The organism is Spirosoma luteolum (assembly GCF_054778875.1).
Map to the genome: position 1 here is coordinate 421,509 of NZ_BAAGZE010000005.1, position 12,003 is coordinate 433,511.

Genomic DNA, 12,003 nt, shown 5'->3' on the forward strand with positions numbered 1-12,003 from the left:
GTTTGGCCAAGCGCATATTCCTTTGGTTGCTCATTCACGCAAACCATGCTTCACCGTCATCGTACCCCCACCCTGTTTATCACCTGCCTGCTCGTTGGGTTGTGGCAGTCGGTTGCTGCCCAGTTCGGTCCGCCGGGCGGTGGCCCCGGTGGGTTCGGCACTACGGAGCGACAAAAGAAAGAATTTACGGGCGTTGCCGACGAGCAGCCCAAAGGCAACGGACGAATTTCTGGGGTGCTGGTCGATTCGCTATCGGGCCGGCCCGTCGAGTTTGCTACTGTAGCACTGATCAGCGTAAAAACCAGTAAACCCGTCGATGGGACAACCTCCGACGCCAAAGGTGCTTTCGCGCTCACCCGACTGGCGCCCGGCGACTACCGGCTGCAATACTCCTTTATCGGTTATAAAACCCATGACTCGGCCCCATTTACCATAGCCAGCCGCACCGATATTAACCTCGGCCCGGTTCGGCTGACAGCCGATGTGCGCACGCTGGGCGAAGTGGTCGTGACAGGACAGGCCGCCGTGATCGAAGAAAAAGTGGATCGGCTGGTGTTCAATGCCGACAAAGACATGACCACCAAAGGGGGCGACGCCAGCGATGTGCTCAAACGGGTGCCGATGCTGTCGGTCGATCTGGATGGCAATGTCAGCCTGCGGGGCAGCAGCAACATCCGGGTGCTGATCAATAACAAACCCAGTACCATTGTGGCCAGCAACGTGGCCGACGCCCTGAAACAGCTGCCGGCCGACATGATTAAAACGGTGGAAGTGATTACCTCCCCCTCGGCCAAATACGACGCCGAGGGTGCGGCCGGCATCATCAACATCGTGACCCGCAAAAACACCCTGCACGGCCTGACCCTCAACGTCGATGCGGGCGTGGGGCTGCGGGCCTCGAACCTGGGACTCAACGGATCGTACCGGCAGGGCAAGCTGGGCATCACGCTCGGGGGCTTCGGCCGGGCTATGTATAACCGGGCTTCGTCGACCCTCGACCAGGCCACGCGGGTAGGCACGCAGTACCAGCGTACTGCCCAGCAGGCAACCGCCTTCGATACACCCGTTTTTGGCCAGTACACGCTGGGCTTCGACTACGATCTGGCGAAAAACCAGGCACTGTCGGCCGGCATTCGGTTTGGCACCCGCAATTTCGTACAGCAGCAGAGCCAGCTCACCAACACCTACCTGGCCGATTCGCTGCTGGCCATGACCAACCGCGATGTAAACCGGAAAGACCTGTCGAACTCGGTAGATGTCAACGTCGATTACATCCGCACATTCAAGCCCCAGCAGGAATGGAGCGTATCGTCGCAGTACAGCCGTACCGGCCTGACCAACAACTTCTTCGCCGACCTGCTCAACGGCACCGGCGACCTGACCGGCCGGCAGCGCAACCTGAACAACAATACCAATCAGGAGATTACGCTTCAGACCGACTACCAGACCCCGATCCGCAAAAACCAGCTCCTCGAGTTCGGGGCCAAGGCCATTCTGCGCCAGGTCGACAGCCGCTACCAGTATCAGGTGGGTGGCAGCACGGGCGAACTGCGGTTCGACCCCTCCAACCCATCGGGCTCGCTGCTGTACAATCAGCAGATTGGCGCGGGTTATGTGTCCTACACCTACATTACACCCAGCAAATACACCGTCAAGGTGGGTACCCGCTACGAACATACGGCCATTACGGCCCGGGCCAACGAGAACACGCCCCTCGCCATTCCCGACTACGGCAATCTGGTGCCGAGCCTCAACGTCTCGAAAAGTCTGAAGGGCGGCACCACGCTGAAACTGGGCTATAACCGACGGATTCAGCGGCCGGGGTTGCAGCAGCTGAACCCCAATCCCAATGCGGCCAACCCCCAGCTGGTGATGGTGGGAAACCCCACGCTCAAACCCGAACTGACCGATAATGTGGAGCTGAGCGCCAGCACTACCCTTAAGCGTACCTACGTGAACCTGTCGGTGTTTGGCCGGCTTACCGACAATGCCATTACCCAGATCCGGATTCCGTCGGACACGCTGGCGGGCGGCATCATCACCACCTACCAGAACATCGGCGTACAGCGCACGGTGGGCAGCAACTTCTTTTTCAACACGACCATCACGGCCAACTGGAGCGTCAACGGCGGGCTGGACGGCTACTACGTGTACATGCAGGGCCTTACGCCCGGCGCGGATGGCCGCTCCATTACCATCACCAACACGGGCATAAGCCTGGGCGCGCGGCTGATGAGTCAGCTGCAACTGAGTAAAGGCTGGGGGGCTCAGTTCTTTAGCTTCTGGCGGGGTCCGATGCCGCAATTGCAGGGTACGATGGGTGGCTTCTACATGTATTCGCTGGGTCTGCGTAAAGACCTGGCCGGCAAGCGGGGCAGCCTCGGACTGGCCGCCGAAAACTTTATCGGCAACGGCGTCACCATGCGCACCACACTCAACTCGCCCCTGCTGAGCCAGACCAGTACCAACCACCTTTACAACGCCAACATCAAGCTAACGTTCACCTACCGAATCGGCAAAATGTCGTTTGAAGACACCCGCCGTAAAGCCCGCTCCGTCAGCAACGACGACCTGAAGGGCGACGGCGACAGTGGCGCTCAGGCCGCTCCGGCAGCCAGCCCCGCCGGCGGCCGGCCCCGCTAACCAACGCAATACCCGTATCCTTTATAAAACCGTTTCTGTCAATCCAGTTAATTCGCATGAAAAAACAACTCACGTCGCTGCTGTTTGCCACAACCCTGCTGGGTGCTTCGTCGGCTTTTGCCCAATCCTGGACCGTCGATAAGGCCCACTCGCGGGTCGGCTTCACGGTGACCCACCTGATGCTGTCGGAAGTCGACGGCAATTTCAAAACCTTCGATGCCAGTCTGCAGGCCAGCAAAGCCGATCTGTCGGACGCCGTTATCGAGCTGACGGCCGATGTCAACAGCATCAACACCGACAATGAACGACGCGACGGGCACCTCAAAAGCCCCGACTGGTTCGATTCGGCCAAGTACCCGACCATTACGTTCAAGAGCACCTCGTTCAAGAAAGTCGACGGTAAGAAGTACAAGCTGGCGGGCAACCTGACCATGCACGGTGTTACCAAACCCGTTACACTCGACGCCGTGCTGACGGGCCCCGTAACCATGGACAGCCCCCGGGGCAAGCAGGAGAAAGCCGGCCTCAAAATCGCCGGTACCATCAACCGGGTCGATTTTGGCGTTGGCTCGGCCGGCTCAACCGTAGTGAGCGAAGACATTGAGATCAAAGCCGCCGGCGAATTTGCCAAGCAGGCTCCGGCTGCTGCCGAGAAAAAGTAACCACCTCCACGCCCCCGTTCCCATTGGTACCCATACCCGGGCGGGGGCTTTTTTTGTCTTTTCCCTTTTCCTGATGACATCCAGACGACATTTTCTCCGCGATGCCGGTGCGCTGACACTGGGCAGCCTGGCCCTGCCCGCCCTGGCGCAGGCCGAAACCCTGTTTGGCCACCCGATGGCCGCCCGCCCCATTGGCATTCAGCTTTTTACGCTGTTTATGCCCATGAGCGAAGATCCCAAAGGCACCCTCGAAAAAGTAGCCGCCGTAGGCTACAAAGAAGTCGAGTCGGCGTTTAGTATGCGGGGTAAATACTATGGCTACGATGCCAAAGAATTCCGAAAAATCGTGAACGACCTGGGCATGACCTGGCGGGCCCACCATGCCTCGGGGGCCCCGTTCAAGCCCCGACCCCAGACCGCCCCCCCGACGCCCCCCGCCGGCGGACAGGCGCCGGCCGCCCCCGCCCGGCCTCGCATGGATTTCTCGAAAATGCCCCCCATGCTCAACCTGCGCGACAACTACCAGCAGCTGGTCGACGAAGCCGCCGAGGGGGGCCTGAGCTACCTGGTCTGCGCCAGCACGCCCGTGGCCAACCTCGACGAAATCAATAAATCGGTGGCCGTATTCCAGCAAACGGGCGAGGCCTGCAAAAAAGCCGGTATCGGCTTCGCTTACCACAACCACGCCACTGAATTCGACCCCGTCGACGGCGGCAAAACACCCTACGAACTGATTCTGTCGCAGACCGATAAAGACCTGGTGAAGATGGAACTCGACCTGGCCTGGGCAACCAAGGCGGGGAAAGATCCGGTCGAGCTGTTCAGGCAGCACCCCGGCCGGTTCCCGCTCTGGCATGTCAAAGACATCAAGGCCGATAAAACCACCATTACCGAGGTCGGCAACGGCATGGTCGATTTTAAACACGCCTTCGAAGCCGCCAAACTGGCGGGGCTCAAGTATTTCTTTGTGGAGCAGGATATGGCTCCCAAGGGCATCGAGAGCATCACAACCAGCTTCGCCAACCTGACCAAACTGCTGGCTTAACGCCCGCCGGCCCGGATGGCGAAAGCGGTCCGGGCCTTTTTTTTCTCCAGCTACCTATGCACCTGTCTACGTTTTTCAACCCACTATCGCTCGGCACTACGCTGTTGCTGGGTCTGGCGTCGTTTCTGATTCAGGACACGCCCGGCAAGCCCGACGATACCCGCTTTACGCCTGTCGCCGTAGCCGAAGACCTCGATGAGCCCATGATGTTTGAGGTGCTGAAAGACGGCACGGCCTTCATCATCGAGCGCAAAGGGGCGCTTAAAAAGTATGATCCGGCCACCAATACGGTCGATCTGGTAGCCACCATTCCGGTCAACACCAAATACACTTCGGCGCAGGGCAAGGTATCGGAAGCCGAAGAAGGGCTGATGGGCCTGACTCTCGACCCGGCCTTCGACCAGAACCACTGGCTGTATCTGTACTACGCGCACCCCACCGAGAAAAAACACATCCTGACCCGCTGGGAACTGCGCAACAATGCGCTGCAGGGCGAAAAAGTGCTGCTCGAAGTACCGACGCAGCGCGAGGTGTGCTGCCACACGGGCGGGGGCATGACCTGGGACCGCGCCGGCAACCTGTACCTGACGGTGGGCAACAACACCGGCAACCAGCAGGCGGCCCAGACCGATGAGCGCCCCGACCGCAGCAGCTGGGATGATCAGGGCCACGCGGGCAACACCAACGACCTACGCGGTAAGATTCTGCGGATTCACCCCGAAGCCGACGGTACCTACACCATTCCCGAGGGCAACCTGTTTCCGAAAGGTACGGCCAAAACCCGGCCCGAAATCTACTCGATGGGCCACCGCAACGCCTGGCGCATCGCCGTCGACAGCCAGACCGGCTACGTGTACTGGGGCGAAGTGGGCCCCGATGCAACCAACGACTCGGAGATCGGCCCCCGCGGCTACGACGAACTAAACCAGGCCCGCAAACCGGGTAATTTCGGCTGGCCGTGGTTTGTGGGCAACGATCAGGCATTTCCGGTCTACGACTACGCCAATAAGAAACCGCTCGAGAAGAAAGACCCGAAACACCCTGTCAATAACTCGCCCAACAATACGGGCCTGACCGAACTGCCCCCCGTTGCCCCCTCGTTTGTTTATTATCCATACGGCGTGTCGGAAGCGTTTCCGCTTGTCGGTACCGGCTCGCGCTCGGCAACGGGTGGTCCCGTTTACCACCAGGCCGATTTCAAGGGCGCCAAACGGCCCTGGCCGGCCTACTACGAAGGCAAGTGGCTCGTCACCGATTTCTCGCGCGGCTGGATCATGGCCATTACCATGGATCAGGCCGGCAACTACCAGTCGATGGAGCGGGTATTGCCAGCCTACCACCCTGTCGAACCCATCGACATGAAGTTTGGCCCCGACGGCGACCTGTATCTGCTCGAATACGGCAGCAACTGGTTTCGCAAGAGCGACAACGCCAAACTGGTCCGGATCGAGTACAACGGCGGCAACCGCAAGCCTTTCGTACGGGCCTCGGCCAGCAAACCCGGTGGTCCGGTACCGCTCCAGCTCAACCTGCTGTCGGACGGCAGCACCGACAACGATGGCGACGCCCTCGCCTACCAGTGGACCGTTACGTCGCCCGGCCAGCCGGCCCGGGTCTTCAAAACGGCCAGCCCATCGGTTACCTTCGATAAGCCCGGTGTCTATACGGCGCAGCTTACCGTCACCGACCCGCAGGGGGCCGCCAACCGGCAGTCGGTCCGGATCATTGCCGGCAATGCCGCCCCGGCCGTCGCCGTCAGTCTGGCGTCCAACAAAACGTTTTTCTTTCCCGATCAGCCCATCGAATACACCGTTAGCGTGGCCGATGCCGAAGATGGCAGCCTGCGGGCCGGCAGTATTCCGACCAACCGGGTTGCCATGAGTATCGACTATACCGGCGAAGGCTTCGACGTAGCCGAGGTGATGCAGGGCCAGCGCAGTGTCGACGCGTCGACCCAGTTTGCCGTGGCCAAAACCATCATGAGCCAGAGCGACTGCAAGGTATGCCACCAGCCTGCTACCAAATCGGTTGGGCCGGCCTTCAGCGCCATCGCCACCAAATACTGGGGCGATGCGGGGGCGGTCGACCGGCTGGTGAAGAAAATCCAGCAGGGGGGTGTAGGGGTCTGGGGCGACGTAGCCATGCCGGGTCACCCCGCCATGTCGACCGCCGACGCCACCACGCTGGTCAACTACATCCTGCACATCAACGAAAAAACGCTTAGTTCGCTGCCACTGGCCGGGCGCTATACCCCCAAACTACCCGCCGACGACAAGGGTAATGGCTCGGTACTGATCCGGGCGGCCTACACCGACCGGGGTGGTGCGCTCAAAAACGGGAAAGCCGTGCCGGCGCAGACGGGCGAGCAGGTGCTGGTCCTGCGCAGTCCCCAACTCGACGCGGCCTCGGCACCGATCAGCAAAGGCGTCGATATCAAGGCGAAAGGGATGGGCAAGGGCGAAACGGTAGTGGCCTACGCCAACAGCTACGTTGCGTTCCGACAGCTCGACCTGACGGGTATCCGGCAGCTGGAGCTGAACGCGGCCGCGCAACGGCGTGAAGGGGGTGTGGGTGGCACGATCGACGTACACCTAGGCTCACCCACTGGCCCGGTCATTGGCTCGATCGTGGTGGAGCAGGCCCCCGAAGTCGATATGCAGAAGCTTATTGCCCAGATGGAATCGGCGCCCAAGCCCGACCCGGCCGCCAAAAAACCAGCTGGCCCACCCGCTAACTTCAATCCCTTTGCGCGTCCTCCCGTGCTGGTGACGCTCAAACCCACCGACGGCATGCAGGATGTGTATCTGGTATTTACCAACGGCAAGGCCAAACCCATCGAGCCGCTGCTGTCGTTCTCGAGCGTCAAATTCCTGAACGCGGTCAAACAATAACGGCGCGTACCCTACCCATTCCGGCTCTGGTCAACGGCGTTGCCGCTGGCCAGAGCCGGTGTTTTTTTGCGGCCAGCAAGCTTACTTGCCGATGCAGAACTTGCTGAAGATCGAGTCGAGCAGATCGTCGGTGGTGATCTGACCGGTTAGTTCGCCGAGATGTTGCAGGGCCACGCGCAGATCCATGGCCAGCCAGTCGGGCGTGGCGCCGGCGTCGAGCCCCGCCAGCGCGCGGGCCAGGGCCGAGTCGGTAGCCAGCAGGTGATCGTGATGGCGGGCGTTGGTGACCACGGCGCTGCCCGTCCGTACGGCCGCGTCGGTCTTGACGCGGTCTGAGAGGGCGGTCCGCAGCGCGTCGAGGTGGGTTTGCTGCGCGGCCGAAATCCAGAGAATCGGCTCCCCGGCTATCGTGTCGAGGGTCTGCCGCCGATCAGCATCGATGGCGTCGATTTTATTGCCGATCAGCAGATACGGCTTACCCGCATCGCGCACCTCGGACAGGGCCATCTGCAGGTCATCGGGCGTGATAGCCACCCCATCGAACAGGTACACGACCAGCGCGGCCTCGCGCATTTTCTGCTGGGTGCGTTCGATGCCGATGGCTTCGATCCGGTCCGTTGCCGACCGAAGCCCAGCCGTATCGATCAGCCGGAAGCGGATACCATCGATAAACAGTTCATCTTCGATGACGTCGCGGGTAGTACCCGGGATATCCGACACAATGGCTTTTTCTTCGTTGAGCAGCGCGTTGAGCAGCGTCGACTTACCGGCGTTGGGTTTGCCGACGATCACCGTCGCGACCCCGTTTTTGATGACGTTGCCGGCGGCAAACGATTCGATCAGCGGGTGCAGCACCCGCCGGATGTCGAGCATCAGCTGCCGGAGCTGATCCCGGTGCGCGAACTCCACATCTTCCTCGCCAAAATCGAGTTCAAGCTCTACCAGCGCCACAAAATCGATGAGCTGCTGGCGCAGGGCAATTAGTTGTTTGGAGAAGCCGCCCCGCAGCTGTGTCATGGCAGCCCGGTGGCTGGCGTCGGAATCGGATGCGATCAGGTCGGCCACGGCTTCAGCCTGAATCAGGTCGAACTGCCCGTTCAGAAACGCCCGCTGCGTAAACTCGCCCGGTTTGGCCAGCCGAACGCCTTCCTGCGTGAGCCGGCGCAGAATCTGCTGAATGATAAACTCGGAGCCGTGGCACGAAATCTCGACCACATCTTCTTTGGTAAACGACCGGGGCGCCCGAAAAATAGTCACCAGCACCTCATCGATCAGGCCCCCGTCGCGGTTGCGGAGCGTGCCGAAGTGGGCCGTATGGCTGGCCTGCTGGGTCAGGTCTTTGCCCCGAAAAAAGCGGTTGGTAATCGAGATGGCGTCGTCGCCCGACACGCGCAGCACGGCGATGGCGCCGATGCCGGGGGCCGTGGCCAGCGCAGCAATTGGTTCTGAAGTGAGCAAAGCAGCAACGGGTAAAACATGAAAGCAGGTGGGCCACACCTACCCGACGGGGCGGAACTGGCTGAACACCGGCAGGCGATTGAGCAACCCGGCCATGCGCTTTTCGAGCGGCACGCGCGGGATCTCCAGCCAGTCGGCGTGGAGGTCGCCCAGGAAGAAACGCATTTCGCCGGCTGCCAGGTTCCGGATGGTGTCGGGTTGCCCCAGCCCCCCCCCGCCCTGCACGGCAATGGCATTGAGCAGTGCCCTGGTCAGGCCCGCCCCAGCGGCCGAGGGCTTGAACTGACGCCGGGCAATAGACCGGCCCAACACGTAGGCTTCGCGCAGGTTGCGGGGCAGCAGCCCGACCTGCACGCCGTTGAGCCAGTTGACCACATTGATATGGTGCAGGTAATCTTCTTCATCCTCTTCGGTCGCATCGACACCCGCCCGGCGCAGGCCCAGCAGCACTACGTAGGAAAACGCCAGGTTAGTACCGGCCATATCTTCCTGGTTGATGGGCACACCCCAGGCGGCATCCCAGCGACCACTGTGCTGCGTAAACCAGCGCGCCCCGGCGTGGAGCAGCCGCACGTTAAGCGTCCGGCCAATGGCATCGGGAACGGGTTGCCCGGCCGGCCCCGGCTGCCAGCTTTTCGGATTATTGACGGCAAAGACCCACTCGCCCGTTTCCTGCAGCCGGCGGGCCGTGTCGTTTTTGATGCGTTCGGTCAGCCAGAGCACCTGCGCTCCGTCGGCGCCCAGGTAGCAGTAAGGCAGCGAAAAGCACCCCAGAATAAGCCCGATATGGCCCGCGTTGCGGTTGAAGAAAGCCATTCCCCGCGCCATGCGGGCGGTGTCGGCCCAGGCGGGCAGTTGCGCGTGCGCTGCCCAGAAATCGCGCACGGCGGCAGGCTGGTTGTCGGGCCGGAGCGCCGACGTATCGGCCAGGGCACCCATCAGCGACCGGAGTGCCGGCATGCCCCCTTCCGCCACCACGGCCGCCATAACGGCGTCGGCCGGCGCATCGCCCTGTTGCCGGTAGGCATTCATCAGCGTATCCGGAAAATGGCGGGACGATTTAATCAGCATGGTCATGGCACTCAGTGAAAACAGTTCACTAGGTAACGCCAGGGTAGGCCGATTGGTTTAGCCACTAGAGCCTGATTTGCAGGCCATCGTAACCGAGCCGGATCGATGGCGGCAGTTCGGCCTCGACCTCGCGGTGCAGGCCCAGCTTGTGGCTAATGTGGGTGAAGTACGTTTGTTCGGCACCGATGCGCTGCGCCAGCGCCACCGCCTGATCGAGGGTGAAGTGCGAGATGTGGGGTTCGCGCTGCAGGGCGTCGAGCACCACCACCCGCGAGCCCATCACCTTGTCGAGCTCGGGTTCGCTGATGTAGTTGACATCGGTGAGGTAGCTGAAATCGCCGATCCGGAAGCCAAACACCGGCAGCTTGTGATGCATAAGCTCGATGGGCGTAATCGGAACACCCAGCAGCTCGAACGGGGTGTTGCGGATGGGATTGAGCTGCACGCGCGGAATACCGGGGTAGCGATGCTCGGCAAAGATGTAGGCGAATTCGCGCTGCAGCTGCTCGAGCACCGACGGCCGGCCGTAGATGGGCATATCCTCGCCCGACCGGAAGTTAAAGGCCCGCACCTCGTCGAGGCCGGCCGTGTGGTCTTTGTGTTCGTGGGTAAAAAGCACCGCGTCGAGATGACGCAGGTTGAGCCGGAGCATCTGCTGCCGGAAATCAGGACCCGTATCGATAACAAAGCTGCGACCATCGACGGCTATGTGTACCGACGACCGCAGTCGTTTATCGCGAAAATCAACGGATCGACACACCGCACACTGGCAACCGATGAGCGGCACCCCCGACGACGTGCCCGTTCCCAGCAGGGTGATGAGCATAGTGAGCGAAAGAGTGAACGAGTGAAAGCGTGAATGAGCGCCTGAAAACCAACCGCTCATTCATTCTTTCACTCTTTCGCTGTTATTTATCGGTCAGCTGGTTAACCACTTCAACCAGCCGGTCGAAGTTGAGGGGCTTCACGAGTACGTCGTTGAAACCAGCCGTCTTGAACTCTTCTTCGGTGTAGTTTTTGGCGTTGCCGGTGATGGCAACGATGGGTACGGCCGCTTTGGCCTTATCCGACATGGCCCGAACCCGCCGAACGCACTCCATGCCATCCATAACGGGCATGTTGATATCCAGCAGCAGGATGCTGAAATCTTCTTTCTCCAGAATCTGCATCACCTGTTCGCCATTCTTGACGGCGGTGATGTCGTAGTTCTGAAACTCGAGGATTTTGCGGGCCAGATTCTGAATAACGGAACTATCTTCGGCGATCAGGACGCGTTTGGAAGCAGACATAAGGTTTTGGGAGTCGTGTAACGGTTTACAGTGGTGAAATTAGCAGTTAAATCGGCAAACACAAAAACGGAATGAGGCCCCTCTGCCCCTGTCCCAACCGGCTTTAAACGGCTACCGGGGCTTTTATGGCCGGGTGCGGGTCGTAATTTTCGAGCGTGAAGTCGTCGTACGTAAAGTCGAATACAGACCGAACGGCGGGGTTGAGCCGCATGGTCGGCAGGGGCCGAAAATCGCGGGCCAGCTGCGTTTCTACCTGCTCTAGGTGGTTGCTGTAGAGGTGCGTATCGCCCCCGGTCCAGATAAACTCGTGAGCTTCGTAGCCGCATTCCTGCGCCACCATCATGGTCAGCAGGGCATACGACGCAATATTGAACGGCACCCCCAGAAACACGTCGGCGCTGCGTTGGTAGAGCTGGCACGACAGCTTGCCATCGGCCACGTAGAACTGAAACAGCGCGTGGCAGGGCGGCAGCGCCATCGACGGCACATCGGCCGGGTTCCAGGCCGACACGATCATCCGGCGCGAATCGGGCGAACGCTTCAGCTGGTTCAGCACGTCCTGCAGCTGATCAATAGAGCGGCCATCGGGAGCGGCCCAGCTGCGCCACTGCTTGCCGTACACATCGCCCAGGTTACCGTCGGCGTCGGCCCACTCGTTCCAGATCGTAACGCCGTTGTCGGTCAGGTACTTGATATTGGTTTCGCCCCTGATGAACCACAGCAGTTCGTGGATGATCGACTTGGTGTGGACTTTCTTGGTGGTCAGGAGCGGAAAGCCATCCTGCAGGTTGAAGCGCATCTGATAACCAAACACGCTGATCGTGCCCGTGCCGGTACGGTCGGTTTTGCGGGCGCCGTTGGCCAGAATGTGCCGGAGTAAATCGTGGTATTGTTGCATGAAAAATAGTGGTCGGTTTGAGCAGACCCGTTCCTCTGGCGTTGCC

At 60.7% G+C, this 12,003-nt stretch carries 9 protein-coding genes; 4 read left to right on the forward strand and 5 right to left on the reverse strand.

Features of this window, described 5'->3' with window-relative positions; all coding sequences use genetic code 11:
- Positions 1 to 45 precede the first annotated feature (45 nt).
- The 4 genes from ACYVAC_RS09405 to ACYVAC_RS09420 all read left to right on the forward strand — a co-directional run bounded on the left by ACYVAC_RS09405 (position 46) and on the right by ACYVAC_RS09420 (position 7,241).
- Entirely contained in the window at positions 46 to 2,643 is a 2,598-nt protein-coding gene (locus tag ACYVAC_RS09405) for a TonB-dependent receptor (protein ID WP_461097375.1), read from the forward strand.
- Between the two features lie 56 nt (positions 2,644 to 2,699).
- The gene (locus ACYVAC_RS09410; protein ID WP_461097376.1) at positions 2,700 to 3,305 is read left to right on the forward strand and encodes a YceI family protein; all 606 of its coding nucleotides are present in this window, start codon (positions 2,700 to 2,702) and stop codon (positions 3,303 to 3,305) included.
- A 73-nt stretch (positions 3,306 to 3,378) separates the two neighbouring features.
- A complete protein-coding gene (locus ACYVAC_RS09415) occupies positions 3,379 to 4,350 on the forward strand; it encodes a sugar phosphate isomerase/epimerase family protein (RefSeq protein WP_461097377.1) in 972 nt (323 codons plus the stop codon).
- Positions 4,351 to 4,406: 56 nt separating this feature from the next.
- The gene (locus ACYVAC_RS09420) at positions 4,407 to 7,241 is read left to right on the forward strand and encodes a PQQ-dependent sugar dehydrogenase (protein ID WP_461097378.1); all 2,835 of its coding nucleotides are present in this window, start codon (positions 4,407 to 4,409) and stop codon (positions 7,239 to 7,241) included.
- An 81-nt stretch (positions 7,242 to 7,322) separates the two neighbouring features.
- Here the strand turns inward: ACYVAC_RS09420 and mnmE are convergent, their stop codons facing one another.
- The 5 genes from mnmE to ACYVAC_RS09445 form a co-directional block, all read right to left on the reverse strand.
- Positions 7,323 to 8,699, reverse strand: coding sequence for a tRNA uridine-5-carboxymethylaminomethyl(34) synthesis GTPase MnmE (gene mnmE, locus ACYVAC_RS09425; protein ID WP_461097379.1), 1,377 nt, complete (start codon positions 8,697 to 8,699; stop codon positions 7,323 to 7,325).
- A 39-nt stretch (positions 8,700 to 8,738) separates the two neighbouring features.
- The gene (locus ACYVAC_RS09430) at positions 8,739 to 9,776 is read right to left on the reverse strand and encodes an oxygenase MpaB family protein (RefSeq protein ID WP_461097380.1); all 1,038 of its coding nucleotides are present in this window, start codon (positions 9,774 to 9,776) and stop codon (positions 8,739 to 8,741) included.
- 58 nt (positions 9,777 to 9,834) lie between these two features.
- Positions 9,835 to 10,596 (reverse strand): MBL fold metallo-hydrolase, encoded by a 762-nt coding sequence (locus tag ACYVAC_RS09435; RefSeq protein ID WP_461097381.1) that lies wholly within the window; start codon positions 10,594 to 10,596, stop codon positions 9,835 to 9,837.
- Positions 10,597 to 10,678: 82 nt separating this feature from the next.
- Positions 10,679 to 11,059: a response regulator gene (locus ACYVAC_RS09440; protein WP_461097382.1), complete on the reverse strand. Its 381-nt coding sequence runs from the start codon at positions 11,057 to 11,059 to the stop codon at positions 10,679 to 10,681.
- A gap of 103 nt (positions 11,060 to 11,162) precedes the next feature.
- Positions 11,163 to 11,957, reverse strand: a complete 795-nt coding sequence (locus tag ACYVAC_RS09445) for a thymidylate synthase (protein ID WP_461097383.1) — start codon at positions 11,955 to 11,957, stop codon at positions 11,163 to 11,165.
- Positions 11,958 to 12,003 lie beyond the last annotated feature (46 nt).

What these genes read in the sequence shown, in the direction of transcription:
- ACYVAC_RS09405 (WP_461097375.1), top strand. Translation starts at nt 46, where the DNA reads ATGCTTCACCGTCATCGTACCCCCACCCTGTTTATCACCTGCCTGCTC.
- ACYVAC_RS09410 (WP_461097376.1), top strand. Translation starts at nt 2,700, where the DNA reads ATGAAAAAACAACTCACGTCGCTGCTGTTTGCCACAACCCTGCTGGGT.
- ACYVAC_RS09415 (WP_461097377.1), top strand. Translation starts at nt 3,379, where the DNA reads ATGACATCCAGACGACATTTTCTCCGCGATGCCGGTGCGCTGACACTG.
- ACYVAC_RS09420 (WP_461097378.1), top strand. Translation starts at nt 4,407, where the DNA reads ATGCACCTGTCTACGTTTTTCAACCCACTATCGCTCGGCACTACGCTG.
- ACYVAC_RS09430 (WP_461097380.1), bottom strand. Translation starts at nt 9,776, where the DNA reads ATGACCATGCTGATTAAATCGTCCCGCCATTTTCCGGATACGCTGATG.
- ACYVAC_RS09435 (WP_461097381.1), bottom strand. Translation starts at nt 10,596, where the DNA reads ATGCTCATCACCCTGCTGGGAACGGGCACGTCGTCGGGGGTGCCGCTC.
- ACYVAC_RS09440 (WP_461097382.1), bottom strand. Translation starts at nt 11,059, where the DNA reads ATGTCTGCTTCCAAACGCGTCCTGATCGCCGAAGATAGTTCCGTTATT.
- ACYVAC_RS09445 (WP_461097383.1), bottom strand. Translation starts at nt 11,957, where the DNA reads ATGCAACAATACCACGATTTACTCCGGCACATTCTGGCCAACGGCGCC.